Origin of the sequence: Streptomyces zinciresistens K42, assembly GCF_000225525.1 — a bacterium.
Lineage (GTDB): Bacteria > Actinomycetota > Actinomycetes > Streptomycetales > Streptomycetaceae > Streptomyces > Streptomyces zinciresistens.
In genome coordinates, this window is the sequence record NZ_AGBF01000147.1 from 1 (window position 1) to 16,948 (window position 16,948).

14 protein-coding genes and 1 pseudogene are annotated in these 16,948 nt (G+C 75.0%); 5 read left to right on the forward strand and 10 right to left on the reverse strand.

Annotated elements, in window-relative coordinates; translation table 11 throughout:
- On the reverse strand, positions 1 to 672 hold a 672-nt coding region (locus SZN_RS27595; RefSeq protein WP_007501325.1), incomplete at its 3' end, for a phosphatase PAP2 family protein.
- A 238-nt stretch (positions 673 to 910) separates the two neighbouring features.
- Here SZN_RS27595 and SZN_RS27600 point away from each other — a divergent pair.
- Entirely contained in the window at positions 911 to 1,525 is a 615-nt protein-coding gene (locus SZN_RS27600; RefSeq protein WP_007501327.1) for a TetR/AcrR family transcriptional regulator, read from the forward strand.
- Positions 1,526 to 1,702: 177 nt separating this feature from the next.
- Here SZN_RS27600 and SZN_RS27605 read toward each other — a convergent pair whose 3' ends face one another.
- Complete coding sequence (locus SZN_RS27605; protein WP_007501329.1) at positions 1,703 to 2,779, reverse strand: DUF2510 domain-containing protein; 1,077 nt, start codon at positions 2,777 to 2,779, stop codon at positions 1,703 to 1,705.
- Between the two features lie 557 nt (positions 2,780 to 3,336).
- On the opposite strand from SZN_RS27605, the pseudogene SZN_RS27610 reads away from it, so the two are divergent.
- A pseudogene (locus SZN_RS27610) lies at positions 3,337 to 6,018 on the forward strand (ATP-binding protein).
- A 137-nt stretch (positions 6,019 to 6,155) separates the two neighbouring features.
- Here the strand turns inward: SZN_RS27610 and pcaDC are convergent.
- The 6 genes from pcaDC to SZN_RS27640 form a co-directional block, all read right to left on the reverse strand.
- A complete protein-coding gene (gene pcaDC, locus SZN_RS27615) occupies positions 6,156 to 7,265 on the reverse strand; it encodes a bifunctional 3-oxoadipate enol-lactonase/4-carboxymuconolactone decarboxylase PcaDC (RefSeq protein ID WP_007501331.1) in 1,110 nt (369 codons plus the stop codon).
- On the reverse strand, positions 7,262 to 8,554 hold the full coding sequence (pcaB, locus tag SZN_RS27620) for a 3-carboxy-cis,cis-muconate cycloisomerase (RefSeq protein ID WP_007501333.1): 1,293 nt from the start codon (positions 8,552 to 8,554) through the stop codon (positions 7,262 to 7,264). Before pcaB ends, pcaDC begins: the two co-directional genes overlap by 4 nt.
- The gene (gene pcaG / locus SZN_RS27625) at positions 8,551 to 9,156 is read right to left on the reverse strand and encodes a protocatechuate 3,4-dioxygenase subunit alpha (RefSeq protein ID WP_007501336.1); all 606 of its coding nucleotides are present in this window, start codon (positions 9,154 to 9,156) and stop codon (positions 8,551 to 8,553) included. The genes pcaB and pcaG overlap by 4 nt, the downstream gene beginning before the upstream one ends.
- A 5-nt stretch (positions 9,157 to 9,161) precedes the next feature.
- The gene (pcaH, locus tag SZN_RS27630; protein WP_007501338.1) at positions 9,162 to 9,935 is read right to left on the reverse strand and encodes a protocatechuate 3,4-dioxygenase subunit beta; all 774 of its coding nucleotides are present in this window, start codon (positions 9,933 to 9,935) and stop codon (positions 9,162 to 9,164) included.
- A gap of 337 nt (positions 9,936 to 10,272) precedes the next feature.
- Positions 10,273 to 10,917, reverse strand: a complete 645-nt coding sequence (locus SZN_RS27635; RefSeq protein WP_007501340.1) for a CoA transferase subunit B — start codon at positions 10,915 to 10,917, stop codon at positions 10,273 to 10,275.
- Entirely contained in the window at positions 10,917 to 11,672 is a 756-nt protein-coding gene (locus tag SZN_RS27640; RefSeq protein WP_007501342.1) for a CoA transferase subunit A, read from the reverse strand. Before SZN_RS27640 ends, SZN_RS27635 begins: the two co-directional genes overlap by 1 nt.
- Positions 11,673 to 11,892: 220 nt before the next feature.
- Here SZN_RS27640 and SZN_RS27645 point away from each other — a divergent pair, with 220 nt between their 5' ends.
- Positions 11,893 to 12,357 carry a MarR family winged helix-turn-helix transcriptional regulator gene (locus SZN_RS27645; RefSeq protein ID WP_007501345.1) on the forward strand — a complete coding sequence of 155 codons (465 nt, stop codon included), beginning with the start codon at positions 11,893 to 11,895 and terminating at the stop codon, positions 12,355 to 12,357.
- An 18-nt stretch (positions 12,358 to 12,375) separates the two neighbouring features.
- Here SZN_RS27645 and SZN_RS27650 read toward each other — a convergent pair whose 3' ends face one another.
- Positions 12,376 to 13,359: a DUF3048 domain-containing protein gene (locus SZN_RS27650; protein WP_244313427.1), complete on the reverse strand. Its 984-nt coding sequence runs from the start codon at positions 13,357 to 13,359 to the stop codon at positions 12,376 to 12,378.
- Between the two features lie 525 nt (positions 13,360 to 13,884).
- On the opposite strand from SZN_RS27650, the gene SZN_RS27655 reads away from it, so the two are divergent.
- Complete coding sequence (locus SZN_RS27655; protein ID WP_007501349.1) at positions 13,885 to 15,075, forward strand: zinc-dependent alcohol dehydrogenase; 1,191 nt, start codon at positions 13,885 to 13,887, stop codon at positions 15,073 to 15,075.
- 246 nt (positions 15,076 to 15,321) lie between these two features.
- Here SZN_RS27655 and SZN_RS27660 read toward each other — a convergent pair whose 3' ends face one another.
- A complete protein-coding gene (locus tag SZN_RS27660) occupies positions 15,322 to 16,392 on the reverse strand; it encodes an ATP-dependent DNA ligase (protein ID WP_007501351.1) in 1,071 nt (356 codons plus the stop codon).
- A gap of 74 nt (positions 16,393 to 16,466) precedes the next feature.
- Here SZN_RS27660 and ligD point away from each other — a divergent pair.
- A partial coding sequence (gene ligD / locus SZN_RS27665; RefSeq protein WP_007501353.1) for a non-homologous end-joining DNA ligase LigD occupies positions 16,467 to 16,948 on the forward strand: 482 nt, incomplete at its 3' end.

The window sequence follows — 16,948 nt, forward strand, 5'->3', positions numbered from 1 at the left end:
GATCGCGTCGGGCCGGTGGTGCTTGGCCGTGCCCACCACGACCAGCGGCGTCAGCACCGGGGGCAGTGGCCACCGCCACCGGGTGCGGGTCGCCGCGATCAGGCCGACCGCCGCCGTCAGGACCCGGCCGACGTGCAGCGACGGCATCGCGGCGGACTGGTCGGGGAGCTGGTCGGTCGCGGAGGAGCCGTACACGGACGGGCCGTACACGGACGGGCCGTGCACCCCGCCCGTGTCGATCAGGCCGGTCGCGGCGGGCATCCGCGGCGGGGCGAGCGGGAACACCGGATGAGCCACCGGGGCGGCGGAGGTGACGGCGGTCAGGGCCCGGCTGGCCCAGGCGCAGTGCGCGGGGCGCAGCAGGTGGCGCCGGCCGAGGAAGGCGACGGTGGCCGGGAAGCGCACGGTGGCGTGGGAGGTGTTGGCCGCGCGGACCAGGGTGCCGCCGCGCGGCGAGAGGTTCTGCACCGGGCCCGTGGCGGGCAGCCGCAGGGCCCGCTCCAGGCCCCCCGCCCGGTCCGCGTTGCGGAAGGACGCGCCGGTACGGCCCGCGGCCGGTCGGCGGGCGAGCCCGCAGACGACGAAGAGCCCCGCGACGAGCGGGAGTTCCCGGACCAGCGGGGGCCGCGCCGCCGCGGTTCCCGCCGGTGAAGGCTCGGTGCGGGTGCTCATTCCCCGGCCCCTTCGCTGACATGAGTGGTGCTGGCGGAGCTTGTCGGCCTGACGACTCCTCGGACCCGGCGAACTCCTCGGCATCGATACGGGCCCGTACCGAAACGCGCCTGTACCGATACGTCACTGTACCGATACGCGGGCGTTCCGGTACAGTGACGTATCGATTGACGTACGACACACTGGATCCCGCACCCCGCGGACCGCGGGGAGGGCACCGAGTGAGGGAGACGGGACGATGACGTCGCAGGCCGCGGACGGACCGGAGACGGCCGCCGCCCCGCGCCGCTCCAAGCTCACGCCCGAGCGTGAGCGGGAGTTCTTCGACGCCGTGCTCGAACAGGTCCGCTCCTGCGGCTACGACGCCGTCACCATGGAGGGCGTCGCCGCCAGCACGCGGTGCAGCAAGGCCACGCTCTACCGGCAGTGGAAGACCAAGCCGCAGTTCGTCGCGGCGGCCCTGCGCGCCAGCAGGCGCACCCGGTTCGACGGGATCGACACCGGCACACTCGCGGGGGACCTGCGGGCCGCGGCCCGGGTCGCCGGGGCCTGGTCGGCGAAGGACACCCGGCTGCTGCAGGCCCTCGGCCTCGCCGTCATGCAGGACCCCGAACTGAAGCGGGCCCTGCGCGAGGCGCTCATCGACCCCGAGATCGAGGCGCTGCGGGAGATCCTGCGGCGCGGGGTCGAGCGCGGCGAGGTCGCCCGCGGCCATCCGGCGCTGGAGTACATCCCGGCCCAGATCTTCGGCGTGCTGCGCGCCCGGCCCGTCCTGGAGGGCCGGGACGCCGACGCGGCGTACATCGTCGGATTCGTGGAGGCCGCCGTCCTGCCGACGCTCGGCCTCGACTGAGACCCAGGCGCCGTCCCGGCGACGACCGGACGGCCGCCTGCGCCGCGCCGCACCGTGGGGACGGGGGCGGCGCGCACCACCCGGCCGGGTGGGGTTCCCCCATGAGCGGAGGGGCGCCCCACCCGGCCGCACCGTTCTCCGGGTGACCGGGTGACCGGGTGACCGGGTGACCCGGCGTCAGACGTCCTCGCCGCTGCCGCCGCGGCCGGACACCTTGATGCCCTTGGTGATCTCGTCGAGCACCGACTGCCCCTCGGTGACGTCGACCCCGAAGCGGACCACGACGAGCTGCCCGGCACTGCCGGGCGAGGGGAACGCCAGCGACTGGACGTAACCGTCCGTGCCCTTGCTGGTGACCGCCTTCCAGCGGACCAGGTAGCCCTTCTGCCCGGCCACGGTCACCGCCTTGGAGGCCAGCACGTCGTGCGAGGTGATCTTGCCGTAGCCCTTGCCGTAGGACTCGGCGGCGTTCGCCGAGATGTCCGCCTTGGCGACCTCCTCGGCGGTCGTGCCCCTGGCGCCGAGCGCGAGCGCGGGAGCCGAGTAGGCGCCGCCCTTCATGCAGTCCTGGGAGCCGTCCGCGGGACACTTGTACGTCGAGTCCGAGGCCACCTGCGCCCCCACCGAGATGCGCTGCCCATACCAGCCGTCCGGGATCGGCAGGCTGATCCCGCTCACCGGGTCGGACACCGAGCCGCTGTCCACCTTCGGCGGCTGCGACCCCTCCGGCGACGGGGACCGCCCGTCGCCCCCGCCCCCGTCGCCCCCGCCGGAGTCCCCGAAGGGCCCGCCCCGCTCCCCGGGCCCGCCGCGCTCTCCCGGCCCGCCGGTGGCGTCCGGCCCCGGCCGCTGGGAGACGGCGCTGCCGCCGCCCCGGTCGTCGCCCGCGCTGAGCGCGTACACGCCCGCGCCGATGCTCGCCAGCACCACGACCGCCACACCGACGGCGATGCCCGTACGCAGCCGGCGCCGCCCCGCGGGCTGCACCTGGCCCGGATAGCCCGGGTGCGCCGGGAAGCCGGGGTACGGCGGCTGAGCCGGCTGACCGGGGCCGGCGGGATGGGCGGGGTAGGCCGGATACGCCGGGTACGCCGCCTCGGCCGACGGCGGCTCCGGGGGAGCGTCCCCGGCGGCCTGCCCCGCGGGCCGTATCCGGTCCGTCCACGCCTTGCCGTCCCACCAGCGCTCGGTGGGCGGACCGTCACTTCGCTGGCCCGGGTCGGGGTGCCAGCCGGGAGGAGTCGCCTGCGTCATGCGTCCACCGTATGAGGTGTCGGTGAAAGCGGGATGAGAGGGCCCCGCTCGGCGGCCCCGCCCCGGCCGGGGCGAACAGGCCGAGCGCACGCTCCGGAGTGCGGACGGCTCCCCCGGCGGAGTACGCCGGCCGCACGCCGATCCGTGGCGCCGCCGGGGCCGGCAGGGTGATGCACGGCGGACCCGCGCCGGACGCGGTCCGGAGCGGTCCCCGGGGCGGGCCGCACCGCCGCGCCGACGGGCCGGGAGAGGAACGCCGGCGCGAACGGGGCGTGCGTCGTCACCGCCCCCGCCCTCCCGGGGCGCGCACAGCACGACCGGGCGGGCCCGCCCTGCAGCGGTCGTGCCGCGGGCCCTCCTCCCGACTGACCGGACCTGACCGGTTTTTGACTGCCGATTAGCTTTTCCGGGGCAGGTGGGAGGCCGTCCGCGTCGTCCGCCCGCCCCCACCGTCACCCATCACGGCAGTAGGTGCCCCGACCGCCCTCCACTCGGTCGGCCGTACGGCTACCCTCGGGTTCTGTACGTCGTCCGGGCGACACCGGGGAGGTAGCGGGATGACGGAGGTACGGCCCACGTCGGCCGTCTCGGCCTCCCTGTGGGAGCGCGACAAGGAAGTGGCCGACGTCGAGCGGGCCCTGGACGCGCTGTGCGCCGACGAGTCCTCCAGCGGCAGCCTCCTGGTGATCCGCGGCGAGGCCGGACTCGGCAAGACCGCGCTGCTCGCCCAGACCCGCCGGCTCGCCGAGGCCCGCGGCTGCACCGTCTGGTCCGCCCGCGGCGGCGAGACCCTCAGCTCCGTGCCGTTCAACGTCGTCCGGCAGCTGCTCCAGCCCGCGCTGCTCTCCCTGATGCCGGAGGAGGCCCGGGAGTACCTCGGAGACTGGTACGACATCGCCGGCCCCGCCCTCGGCATCACCGAGCCCGGCGAGCGCTAGGCCGACCCGCAGGGCGTGTGCGACGGACTTGTCGCGGCCGTACGCCGCCTCTCCCGCCGCGACTGGCCGCTGGTGCTGCTCGTCGACGACGCCCACTGGGCCGACCAGGAGACACTGCGCTGGCTCGCCGCCTTCACCGAACGCCTCGACGAGCACAGCGTCCTGGTCGTGGTCGCCCGCCGCCCCGGTGAGGTGAGCGGCGGCGAGAGCGCCCGCCACCTCGACGCGGTCACCGCGGCCGGAGTCCCCGTCACCACCCTGAGCGCCCTCACGCCCGACGCCACCGCCGGACTCACCCGCGCCACCCTCGGCGTGCACGCCGACGCCCCCTTCTGCCGCGAGGTCTGGGCCGTCACCGGCGGCAACCCCTACGAGACCGTCGAACTCCTCGCCAAGGTCCAGGACAGCGAGTTCGAGCCGACCGAGGCCGCGGCCGGCGAACTGCGCGCCCTCAACCGCGCGGCCCGCGGCGGCGGCCTCGTCGCCCGGCTGGAGACCCTCGGCATCGAGGCCACCCGGTTCGCCTGGGCCGCGGCCATCCTCGGCACCGGCATCTCCGTCGACCTGGTCGCCGAACTGGCCACCATGAGCCCCGACGAGGCCGTCCGCTGCGCCGAACTCCTGCGCACCGCGCGCATCCTGACCGAGCAGCCCGACCCGGCGGGCGTCCGACCGGGCGACGGCGAGCTGCAGTTCGTCCACCCCCTCATCGCCACCGCCGTCTACAACTCCATCCCCGACGCGCTGCGCACCGCGATGCACGGCATCGCCGCCCGCGTCGTCACCGACAACGGCCGGGGTGCCGCGGTCGCCGCCCGGCATCTGCTGGAGGTCCACCCCGACAACGACGAGGAACTGGTCGAGCAGCTGCGCGAGGCCGCCCGCGAGCACCTCGCCGTCGGCGCCCCCGACGCGGCCCGGCGCTGCCTGGAGCGCGCCCTGCTGGAACCGCCGCTGCCCGAGGCACACGCCCGCGTCCTGTACGAACTCGGCTGCGCCACCCTCCTCACCGCGCCCGCCACCACCATCGACCACCTCCAGACCGCCCTCGCCATGCCCGGACTCGACGGCGGCGAACGCGTCGACGCCGTCTTCCGCCTCTCCCAGGCACTGGTCCACAACGACCAGTTGGAGGAGGCCGTCCGCACCGTGGAGGCCGAGGCCGCCCGGCACCGGGCCGGACCAGCGCGGCTGCGCCTTCAGGCCGTGCGGTTCATGTGGGAGGGCCTGCACGCCGGAGAGGCCACCACCCCGGACCGCTCCGCACGCCTCGCCGAACTCGCCGCCACCTGCACCGGCCGCGACAACTCCGAGCGCGCCCTGCTCATCCTGCGCGGCTTCGACGCCATGGCCCGCGGCGAGAACGCCGAGGAGGTCGCCGAACTGTGCGACCGGGCCCTGGTCAACGGCCGCCTCGCACCCGGACTCGGCTGGACCGACCCCGAGTGGGGCATCGAGCTGCTGATGATGCTCGCCAGCGCCTACACGTACACCGACCGCCTCGACCGCGCCGAAGCCCTCTACAACGAGGGACTGCGCGCCTACGAGTCCGCGGGCTGGAGCGGTGGTCATCTCGCCCTGGCCCACGCCTATCTGGGCATCGCGCACCGCCGGCGCGGCAGGCTGCGCGAGGCCGAGAAGACCCTGCGCAAGTCGCTGTCGCTCGCCGAACGCGTCGGCCGCAGGCTCCCGTTGCACTGGTCGGCCACCTGCAACCTGGTGGACACCCTGCTCGCCCGCGGGTTGGTCGAGGAGGCGTGGGAGATCGCCGAGCAGTACGGCTTCGCCCCGCCCTACCCCTCCACCATCGTGCTGCCCGACCCGCGTTCGGTCCGCGGCAGGCTCCTGCTCGCCGTCGGCCGGACCCAGGACGGCGTCAACGAACTGGAGGCGGCGGAGAAGGCCGCGGGCGCACGCGGCCACCACAACCCGGTCCTCGCCCCCTGGGCCGTCGACCTGGCGCGCGCCCTCGCCAACGAGGACCCGGCCCGTGCCGCCCGGCTCTCCACCGAGGTCCGCCGCCACGCCGAACGGCTCGGCACCGACACCGCGATCGGCGAAGCCCTGCGCTGTGCCGCGTACCTGGAGACCGGCCAGCGCGCGGTGCGGCTCGCCGAGCAGGCCGTCACCTACCTGGAGGCGTCACCCTGCCAGTACGAACACGCCGTGGCCCGGGTGGAGTACGGCGTCGCCGCCCGCTCACCCTCCGAGCTGCGGCGCGGACTGACCCTGGCCCAGTCGTGCGGTGCCGACGGACTGGTCCTCCAGGCCGAGGCGGCCCTCGGCGCGGGCGTGCTGTGAGCCCGGCCGGCGACCGGTCGATGACCCCCGACGACGCGTCGTCCGACTCGGGCCAGCCGGCGCTCAGTTGCCGCGCCATCCCGGCCGAGCCGCGTCCCCCGGCGGCAGGGCCCGTCACGGTCACCCCGGGGCCGCCGTCATCCCTCCTCGGCGAGCACCCGCTCCGCCGTCGTGAACGCCGCGTTCGCCGCCGGGACTCCGCAGTACACGGCCGTCTGGAGCAGGACCGCCCCGATCTCCTCGGGTGTCAGGCCGTTCCGGCGGGCCGCCCGCACATGCAGGGCGAGTTCGTCGTGGTGGCCGTACGCGACCAGGGCCGTCAGGGTGATCATGCTGCGCTCACGGCGGCTCAGCGTGGGGTCGGTCCGGATCTCACCCCGGGCGCAGCGCGCGACGAAGTCCTGGAAGCGCGCGGTGAACGGGCTCTGCCCGGCCTGCGCCCGGTCCACGTGGGCATCGCCGAGCACCTCGCGCCGCACCGCCATGCCCCGCCGCGCACCCCCGTCGAGGTGCGCGCGCAGCGCGGTGAGCACCGCGTCGGGGCACTCCGCGGGGGCCAGGTGCGAGGCGCCCGGCAGCTCGACCAGCGTGGCGCCCGGCACGGCGTCCGCGATCTCCCGCAGATGCGCGGGCGGGGTCGCGGGGTCCTCGCGCCCGGCGATCAGCAGCGTGGGGGTGCCGATCCCGGCCAGCCGGTCGCGCACGTCGAAGGCCGCCAGCGCGTCACAGCAGGCGGCGTACGCGCCCGGATCGGCCTCCCGGTGGTCCCGGACCAGCCCCGGCACGGTGAACCCGGGGGTGAACCAGCGCTCCGCCGCGCTCCCGGCGAGCCGCGCCAGCCCTTCCCGGCGGACCAGCGCGGCCCGCTCCCGCCACGGCCGTTCACCGCCGAAGTGCGCCGACGAGCAGATCACGGCCAGCGAGTCGATCCGCTCGGGCCGGTCCACGGCGAGCTGGAGACCCACCGCGCCCCCGAGCGAGACACCCGCGTGCGCGAACCGGTCGAAGCCGAGCGCGTCGGCCAGCTCCAGCACCAGTCCGGCGAGGTCGGCGACCGTCGCCCCCGCCCGCACGAGGCCCGCCGCAGAGCCGCCGTGCCCCGGCAGGTTCCAGCGGACGACGCGGTGGGCGGCGGACAGCTCGGGCGCCACCGCGTCCCACAGGGCGTACGAGGTGCCGAGCGAGGGCCCGAGGAGCAGCGGCGGCGCCGAGGCGGGGCCTTCGACACGGTGGTCGAGAAGAGTCAACGTCGCTCCAGGGCACGGTCGGTGAGGGCTCCCGCGGAGCCGGTGTAGTGGGCCGGGTCGAGGTCGGCGTCCGCCAGCTCCGGTGCCTCGCCGAGCGGCCGCTCCTCGGAGGCGAGCCGGGTCAGCAGCTCCCTGGCGCGGGCGCGGCCCAGCCGCGGGGCGAGTTCGGCGGACAGCCGCTCGGAGACGATCGCCCCGCGGGTCAGGCCGAGGTTCTCCCGCATCGCACCGGGCAGGACCCGCAGTCCCTCGGTGAGTTCGACCGCGTCCCGGGCGGCCCCGCCGACGAGGCGCAGCAGGTCCCGCAACGGCTCCCACTCCGCGTGCCAGGCACCCGCGGGCCGCTCGTCCTCGGCGGCCAGCGAACCGTACAGGACCGCCGCGAGCTGGGGCGCCCGCCGTGCCGCGGCCGCGATCAGCGTGGACCGCACCGGATTGGACTTGTGCGGCATCGCGGACGAGCCCCCGCCGCCGGCCTCCGCGGCCTCGGCGATCTCGGTGCGGGAGAGCGTGAGGACGTCCACCGCCGTCTTCCCCAGCGCGCCCGCCGTGAAGGCGAGGCAACCGCCGAGATCGGCGACGGGCGTGCGCAGCGTGTGCCACGGCAGGTCGGGTGCCCGCAGCCCGAGTTCGCGCGCGTACGCCCGCGGCAGCGCGGCCGGCTCGCTCGCCCCGTAGGCACCGAAGGCCGCCAACGTTCCTGCTGCGCCGCCCAGTTGGACGGGCAGCGCGTCACGCACCGCCGTCACCCGGTCCCGGGCGTCCAGCACCAGCGACCGCCAGCCGGCCGCCTTCAGCCCGAACGTCGTCGGCACGGCGTGCTGGGTGAGCGTCCGCCCCGGCAGCACGGTGTCGCGGTGCGCCGCCGCCAGCCGGGCCAGCGCACGTCCGGCGCGGTCGAGATCGGCGAGGACCGGGCCGAGCGTACGGGAGGCGACCAGCATGGCCGCGGTGTCCATGATGTCCTGGCTGGTCGCGCCCCGGTGGACGTACGGGCCGTACTCCGCGCCGACCGCCCCGGTGAGGTCCGCGACCAGGGGCACGACCGGGTTGCCCGCGGCGCGGGCACGCCGGGCGAGGGAGCGCGGGTCGAAGCGGTCCGCGTCCGCCGCGCGCCTCACCGCGTCCGCCGCCCCGGCGGGGGCCAGGCCCAGGACCTCCTGGGCGCGGGTGAGCGCGGCCTCGGCGTCGAGCATCGCCCCCAGCCAGGCCCGGTCGCCGGTCGTGCGGGCGGCGGGGGAGTCGGCCCACCCGGGGGCGAGCAGTCCGTCGGTGCCGGAAGAAGTCACTGGTACTCCAGGAAGACCGTCTCGCCCTCACCCTGAAGGCGGATGTCGAAACCGTAGGCGCCCCGCCCCCGGTCCGCGGCGATCAGCGTGGCGCGCCGGTCCTCGGCCACGCGGGCCAGCAGCGGGTCGGCGGCGAGCGCGGCCGGGTGGTCCGGCAGGTAGATCCGGGTGAACAGGTGCTTCATCAGCCCGCGCGCGAACACGCACACACTGAGGTAGGGCGCGCAGCGTCCGCGCGCTCCGGGCCGCAGCGTCCGCGCGCTCCAGTGGCCGCCCGCGTCGGTCTGGACGCGCCCCCAGCCGGTGAACTCCACGCCGTCGCGGCCCAGGAAGCCGCCGCTCGCCGGGTCGCGGCGCATCGAGCCGTCGATGCGCGCCACCTCGCCGTCGGGACCCGCGCCCCACAGTTCGAGGAAGGCGTCCGGCAGCGGCTCGCCCGCGCCGTCGAGGACGCGCCCCCGGAGCGTGATCGTGTCCGGGTGGCCGAGCGGGGCGATGTCGCCCCCGCCGGGGAAGGGCAGGGCGTGGCCGTAGAAGGGGCCGACCGTGTGCGAGGGGGTGGGGAGCACGGGCTCCGCACGGCCGGTGCCGGTCTCCGTCATCCCGCTCAACGCCCTTCCCCGGCCCAGGTGGCATGCGGCCCGTCCAGCACGATGTCCCAGCGGTAGCCCATCGAGAACTCCGGTACGGACAGGGAATGGTCGTAGGCGGCCACCAGCCGCCGCCGGGCGGCGTCGTCGGTCACCGACTGCAGAATCGGGTCGTGGGGGAAGAGGGGATCGCCGGGAAAGTACATCTGGGTCACGAGCCGCTGGGTGAACGCCGCGCCGAACAGGGAGAAGTGGATGTGCGCCGGCCGCCAGGCGTTGACGTGCTGCCGCCAGGGATAGGGGCCGGGCCGGACGGTGGTGAAGCGGTAGCGGCCGCCCCCGTCGGTGAGGGCGCGGCCGACACCGGAGAAGTTCGGGTCCAGCGGGGCGTCGTGCCGCTCCCGCCTATGGGCGTAGCGGCCGGCCGAGTTGGCCTGCCAGATCTCGATGAGCTGACCGCGTACCGGACGGCCCGCACGGTCCAGGAGCCGCCCCTCGACGGTGATGCGCTCACCGATCGGCTCCCCGGCGTGCTGCCGGGTGAGGTCGTCGTCGCCCGCGGCGAGGTCGCGCTCGCCGAAGGCGGGCGAGCGCAGCTCCACCAGTTCCGGGTCCTCGCCGACGTCGATGGCGACGAGCGGCTGCACCGGGTGGCGCAGCGCGGACGAGCGGTAGGGCGCGTAGTCCCGCCGCGGATGGTGCTCGACGGGTGCGCCGCCCGCGCGCCGCTCCGCGTACGCGGCGCGCTCGGCCGCGATCTCCCGGTCGATGTCCTGCTGGGTGAGCGTCATGGGATCCCTCCGGGATCGTCGGCGGGGTGGGCCGGTGCCGATGCACGGGGTGCCGCCGCGCGCTGGCGAGACGGTGGGCGACGGCGGCGGCGGTGCCGACGCGGGGGTGGGGGCGCCGGGCCGTACGCCGGCCGTCCGGTGGCACGGCGGAGCCGGCGGACGGCACGGCCGAGTACGGGGCCGCGGTCGGGTGGCCGCCGCGCGGGGGACGGGGGGCGGAATGGGGGGCGGGATGGGGGGTGGGGGTGGCAGGGTCGAGCGTGGTTCCCGGGCGGAGCGGGGGTGCCGGGCGGAGCGGGGGTGCCGGGGCCGGCGCCGATCGGGGCCCGGACGGTCCTCACGGCGTGCCCTCCGCGACGGCCACCTCGGCGCCGGTGCGCGCCACGACGTCCCGCGCCGTGACGCCGGGGGCGGTCTCCACCAGGACCAGCCCGTCCCGTGTCACGTCCAGGACGCCGAGGTCGGTGATGATCCGGTCCACGCACCCCTTGCCGGTCAGCGGCAGCGTGCACGCGGTGAGGACCTTCGGGGAGCCGTCCTTGGCGGTGTGCGTCATCAGCACGACGACCCTGCGGGCGCCGTGCACCAGGTCCATGGCCCCGCCGATGCCGGTGATCAGCTTGCCGGGGACCGCCCAGTTCGCCAGGTCACCGCGCGCGGAGACCTGCATGGCGCCGAGGACGGCGACGTCGATGTGGCCGCCGCGGATCATCGAGAACGACAGGGCCGAGTCGAAGAAGGAGGCACCGGGCAGGACGGTCACCGTCTCCTTGCCCGCGTTGATCAGATCCGGGTCGACCCGGTCCTCGGTGGGATAGGGGCCGGTGCCCAGGATGCCGTTCTCGGACTCCAGGACCACCTCCACGCCCTCGGGCAGCTGGTCGGGGATCAGCGTGGGCAGGCCGATACCGAGATTGACGTACTGCCCGTCGGCCAGCTCGCGCGCGGCCCGCGCCGCCATCTGCTCGCGTGTCCAGGCCATCAGCCGCGCACCGTACGCCGCTCGATCCGCTTGTCGGCGGCCTGCTCCGGGGTGAGCGCCACCACGCGCTGCACGAAGATCCCCGGCAGATGCACCGCGTCCGGGTCGATCCCGCCCGGCTCCACCAGTTCCTCGACCTCGGCCACGGTCACCCGCCCGGCCATCGCGGCCGGCGGATTGAAGTTCCGGGAGGACTTGTTGAAGACCAGGTTGCCGTGCCGGTCGCCCCGCGCGGCCCGCACCAGCGCGAAGTCGGTGCGGATCCCGCGCTCCAGCACGTACGCGGTGCCGTCGAACTCCCGTACCTCCTTGGGCGGCGAGGCCAGCGCGACGCCGCCCGAACCGTCGTAGCGCCAGGGCAGTCCGCCCTCGGCCACCTGCGTGCCGACGCCCGCCGGGGTGTAGAAGGCGGGGATGCCCGCCCCTCCGGCCCGCAGCCGCTCCGCCAGCGTGCCCTGCGGGATCATCTCCACCTCCAGCTCCCCGGCCAGGTACTGGCGGGCGAACTCCTTGTTCGCGCCGATGTAGGAGCCGGTGACCCGGGCGATCCGGCCCGCCGCCAGCAGGACGGCCAGCCCGGACTCCATGGCCCCGCAGTTGTTGGAGACGACCGACAGTCCCCGCACCCCGCGCTCGTGGAGTGCCTGGATCAGTACGTCCGGCACCCCGCTCAGCCCGAAGCCGCCCACCGCGAGCGAGGCGCCCTCGCCCACATCGGCCACCGCCTCCAGGGCCGTGGCGACCACCTTGTCCATCCGGGAAGCCCTCTCCGCTCGGAGTTCCGGCACCCCGAACAGTCAGGGCACTGATTACTTTCCTGAACTCCCTCTCACGCTGCCACCGCTGCCACCGACCGTCAAGACCGTGGAAGTACAGGCACTTCCGGGCCGACCGTGCCCGGGACGGCCGTCGCGAGCTCCGGTATCGTTCAGTGCACTGTTCAATACGCGAGGAATATCCGACCAGGGAGCGCGCATGGCCGCCGTGGACCTCACCACCCACCCCGGGCATCTGGCCCGGCGGCTCCAGCAGGCGCACCACCTGCTGTGGAACACGATGGTCTCCGAGGAGATCACCTCGCCCCAGTTCGCCGTGCTCAACACCCTCGTCGCCGAGCCGGGGCTGGACCAGCGGACCGTGGGGGAGCGGGTCGGCCTCGACCGGTCCACGATCGCCGAGGTGGTCGGCCGGCTCGGGCGGCGCGGGCTGCTGGACAAGGTCCGCGACCCCGAGGACGGCCGCCGCTTCCTGCTGCGACCCACGGCCGAAGGGGCACGCGCGCACAAGAAGCTCTCCGTGCGCACGGCCCGGATGAACCACATCTTCCTGGCCCCGCTGTCCGCCGAGGAGCAGGCCCGCTTCCTCGACCTGATGCGGCGCGTCGCGGACGCGGCCGAGGGGCTCCGAGACCCGGCGGAACCCCTGGTGGGCCACGCCTGATCCGCACGGCGGGCGCACTCAGGACGCCTTCGCGAACACCACCCACACCTGGCCGTGCTGGAAGGTCATCGGCCGGCCGTCCCTCGTCGTGAACGTCGTGCCGTCCGCCGCCTTCGCCCGCTTCCACCGGACGTCGTAGGCGCGTCCGTCGCGCAGCACCCGCGCCGTCCCGGCGCCCACGGTCTCGGTGAACGGCGTGTTGTTGCCGAGGAAGTCACCGAAGGAGGACGTGCGCACCTTGACGTACTGCACCACCACCGTCCCGGCCCCGATCCGTCCACCGTCCGCCGTCGACGCGGCCCGGCCGTCCATGGCGACCAGCCAGCGCTTCTCGCTCCCGGACCAGGTGAAGGTGAAGCGGGCGGCCGGGTAGCGCACGCTCTGCGCGGCCGTGGCCTCGCCGCCCGCCGGGGCGGCGCCGAAGCGGTAGCCGGTGGTCAGGACGTCCGTGCCGGGGGCGTTCGGCACCAGCGCGCGGGGCCGCAGAAAGAGGTTGTGCGGGGCGGGCCGGTCCGTGCCGCGGACGTAGGCGCCGGCGGCCCTGCCGGGTGGCTCCGCCCGCAGCGGCGCCTTGTCGATCAGCGGCAGCAGCTTGCTCTGCGCCCCGGAGAACGCGAGCGTCGGCCGGTCGAACTGGGCCAGCAGTTCAAGATCACTCTCGCGCGCGCTGCGCACCGGCCCCACGGTCTTCGGCAGCCGGGTCGCGTACACCGCCATCAGCCGGCTCAGCCCGCCCTCGACCTGTTCGACGTAGACGATGTCCGCCTCGTTCAGGCCCGTCTGGGGGCGGGCGGCACGGGCGTTGTCGATCTTCACGGCGAGTGCCGAGCCCGTCCCGGTCCGGTCGGAGGACGTGGGGTGCGGCCGCCCGCGCCCGTCGTCGCCGGGGTTACCGGCCGTCGTGCAGCCCGCCACCAGCGAGGCCGTCAGCGTGGCGGCCAGCAGCCCCGCCACCGTCGTGGCACGCCGCGCGCGCCCTGGTCGTGCGCCCACCGTCGTCACCCGCAGCCACCTGCCTTGTCCATGTCCTCAATTGTGCGCTTATCAGTTCATAGGGTCCCTACCCGATCGATTCAGGCTGTGTGCCTCCCTGCACCGATCGGCCCATAGCTGGTGGACCTATGGGGGGTGAGACCATGGCGGGCTGGTCTGTTGGGGGTCGGTCTATGGCGGGTGGGCCTATGGCGGGTCGCCTTGAGGCGGGTGGGCCTGTAGCGGGTCGGTCTATGGCGAGTGGACCCATAGTGGGTCGGTCTATGGCGAGTGGACCCATAGTGGGTCGGCTCATAGTGAGTGGGCCCATGGCAGGTCAGCCCACACGGGCTCGGCCCACACGGGCTCGGCCCACACGGGCTCGGCCCACACAGAGTCCGCCCACACCGAGTGGGTCCACACCGAGTCGGCCCGCACGCACGGGCGGAGAGCGCGAGGTTGGGCGCGGGAGGGCCGGGGTACCCGGGCCGCCACCGCACAAGCGGACGAAACGGACCACGACCGGACGCGCACAGTGCCGGAGGGAGCGCGGCGATGAGGGCAGTGACCTGGCAGGGCAAGCGGGACGTGCGGGTGGAGAGCGTGCCCGATCCGCATGTCGAGGAGCCGACGGACGCGGTCATCCGCATCACCTCGACCGGGCTGTGCGGCTCCGACCTGCACCTGTACGAGGTGCTCACCCCGTTCATGGCTCCCGGCGACATCCTGGGCCACGAACCCATGGGCATCGTCGAGGAGGTCGGCGCCGCGGTGCCCGACCTCCAGGCCGGGGACCGGGTCGTCGTGCCCTTCCAGATCGCCTGCGGCACCTGCTGGATGTGCCTGACCGGCCTGCCCACCCAGTGCGAGACGACCCAGGTCAGCGCCGAGGGCATGGGCGCGGCCCTGTTCGGCTACACCCGGCTGTACGGCGCGGTGCCCGGGGCGCAGGCCGAGTACCTGCGCGTCCCGCAGGCGCAGTACGGCCCCATCAAGATCCCCGAGGGGCCGGCCGACGACCGGTTCGTCTACCTCTCCGACGTCCTGCCGACCGCCTGGCAGGCGGTGCGGTACGCCGCGATCCCGCCCGGCGGCACCGTCGCCGTGCTCGGCCTCGGCCCGATCGGCGACATGGCCTGCCGGGTCGCCCGCCTCCAGGGCGCCGAGCACGTGTTCGGCGTGGACCTGGTCCCCGAGCGGCTGCGCAGGGCCCGCGAGCGCGGCGTCGAGACCTTCGACCTGCGCGGCTTCGACGACGAGAAGGAACTCGTCGCCGCCGTGCGCGACGTGACCGACGGCCGCGGACCCGACGCCGTCATCGACGCGGTCGGCACCGAGGCCCACGGGGGCGCCGCCGCGAAACTGGCCCAGTCGGCCGCGGCCCTGCTGCCCCGCAGGATCGGCGCGCCCTTCGCGGAGCGCTTCAGCGTCGACCGGCTCTCCGCGCTGTACACCGCCATCGACATGGTGCGCCGCGGCGGCACGATCTCCCTGTCCGGCGTCTACGGCGGCCAGGCCGACCCGATCCCGCTGCTCACCCTGTTCGACAAGCAGATCCAGCTGAGGATGGGGCAGGCCAACGTACGCCGCTGGGTCGACGACATCCTGCCGCACCTGACCGACGAGGACCCGCTCGGCGTGGACGACTTCGCCACCCACCGCGTGCCGCTGGAGGACGCCCCGCAGGCGTACCGGATGTTCCAGCAGAAGCAGGACGGCGCGGTCAAGGTGCTGATGAAGCCCTGACTGAGCCCTGAGCCCGCCGCGAGCCCGCGTCGGCGCCCCCCACGCTCCCCGTCAGACCGGCGCGGCGGCGCCCGCGCCCCCCCCACGCTCCCCGTCAGACCGGCGCGGCGGCACCCGCGCCCCCCACGCTCCCCGTCAGACCGGCGCGGCGGCGCCCGCAGCGCCCGCGCCCTCCCGCGCACGCCCCCGCCAAGTCGGCATGCGGCGGTGCCTCAGGCCGGCGTGGGGGCGGTGCCCGCGCCCCCGTCAGGCCGGCGGCGCGAGGATCGCCGCGAGGTCGTAGCGCACCGGCTCCTCCAACTGCCCGTAGGTGCAGCTGTCCGGGGTGCGGTCCGGGCGCCAGCGCCGGAAGCGCGCGGTGTGCCGGAACCGCACCCCGTTCTCCATGTGGTCGTACGCCACCTCGGCGACCCGTTCGGGCGCGAGCGGCACCCACGACAGGTCCTTCCTTCCCGACCAGCGGCTCGGCGCCCCCGGCAGCCGGGCCGACTCGTGGGCCGCCTCCTCGGACCAGGCGGCCCACGGGTGCCCCTGGGCGTCCGCCATGCGCAGCGGCTCCAACTCCTCGATCAGCTCGGCCCGCCGCTTCATCGTGAACGCCGCCGACACCCCCACGTGCTGGAGGGCGCCCCGGTCGTCGTACAGGCCCAGCAGCAGCGACCCCACGACCGGGCCGCTCTTGTGCAGCCGGTAGCCCGCCACGACCACGTCCGCCGTCCGCTCGTGCTTGATCTTGAACATGGCCCGTTCGTCGGGGCGGTAGGGCAGGTCGAGCGGCTTGGCGATCACCCCGTCCAGGCCGGCCCCCTCGTACCGCTCGAACCAGCCGCGCGCCGTCGCGACGTCGGTCGTCGCCGGGGCCAGGTGCACCGGCGCCGCCACCCCGGACAGTGCCGTCGCGAGCAGTGCGCGCCGGTCCGTGAGCGGGGTCCGCAGCAGTGCCCGGTCGGCCAGCGCCAGCAGGTCGAAGGCCACGAACGACGCCGGGGTCCGCTCCGCGAGCATCCGTACCCGCGAGTCGGCCGGATGGATGCGCTCGGTCAGCGCGTCGAAGTCCAGCCGCCCCTCGCGGGCGACGACGATCTCTCCGTCGAGCACGCACCGCCGCGGCAGCCGCTCCTTCAGCGCCGCCGCCAGCTCGGGGAAATACCTGGTCAGCGACTTGGTCGTACGGCTGCCCAGCTCGATGTCGTCCCCGTCGCGGAACACGATCGCCCGGAAGCCGTCCCACTTCGCCTCGTACTGCATGCCCGGCGGGATCCTCGCGACCGACTTGGCGAGCATCGGCTTCACGGGCGGCATCACCGGAAGGTCCATGGTCCGATTCTGCGCGTGGCGGGCGCCGGCCGCCCGGTGTGCGGGCCCGGAGCGGGGCGCCTACCGTGGCTCGCATGGGCGAAGCGGTGGAGCTGGAGTCGGCCGGGCGGACCGTGCGTCTGTCCAGTCCGGGCAAGGTCTTCTTCCCGGAGCCCGGTTACACCAAGCTGGACCTCGCCCGCTACTACATCGCCGTGGGCCCCGGCATCCTGCGCGCCCTGCGCGAGCGGCCCACCACTCTGGAGCGCCACCCGGACGGCGTCGGCGGCGAGTGGTTCTACCAGAAGCGGGCCCCCAAGAACATGCCCGACTGGATCCCCACCGCCCACATCACCTTCCCCAGCGGGCGCAGCGCCGACGAGATGTGCCCCACCGAGCCGGCGGCCGTGCTGTGGGCCGCCCAGTACGGCACGCTCACCTTCCACCCCTGGCCGGTGCGCCGCGACGACGTCGACCATCCCGACGAACTGCGCATCGACCTCGACCCGCAGCCCGGCACCGACTTCGACGACGCCGTCCGCGCCGCCCACGAACTGCGCGCCGTCCTCGACGAGTT

Coding starts and splice junctions, on each gene's coding strand:
- SZN_RS27600 (WP_007501327.1), top strand. CDS start 911: ATGACGTCGCAGGCCGCGGACGGACCGGAGACGGCCGCCGCCCCGCGC.
- SZN_RS27605 (WP_007501329.1), bottom strand. CDS start 2,779: ATGACGCAGGCGACTCCTCCCGGCTGGCACCCCGACCCGGGCCAGCGA.
- pcaG (WP_007501336.1), bottom strand. CDS start 9,156: ATGACGGAGACCGGCACCGGCCGTGCGGAGCCCGTGCTCCCCACCCCC.
- pcaH (WP_007501338.1), bottom strand. CDS start 9,935: ATGACGCTCACCCAGCAGGACATCGACCGGGAGATCGCGGCCGAGCGC.
- SZN_RS27635 (WP_007501340.1), bottom strand. CDS start 10,917: ATGGCCTGGACACGCGAGCAGATGGCGGCGCGGGCCGCGCGCGAGCTG.
- SZN_RS27640 (WP_007501342.1), bottom strand. CDS start 11,672: ATGGACAAGGTGGTCGCCACGGCCCTGGAGGCGGTGGCCGATGTGGGC.
- SZN_RS27645 (WP_007501345.1), top strand. CDS start 11,893: ATGGCCGCCGTGGACCTCACCACCCACCCCGGGCATCTGGCCCGGCGG.
- SZN_RS27655 (WP_007501349.1), top strand. CDS start 13,885: ATGAGGGCAGTGACCTGGCAGGGCAAGCGGGACGTGCGGGTGGAGAGC.
- SZN_RS27660 (WP_007501351.1), bottom strand. CDS start 16,392: ATGGACCTTCCGGTGATGCCGCCCGTGAAGCCGATGCTCGCCAAGTCG.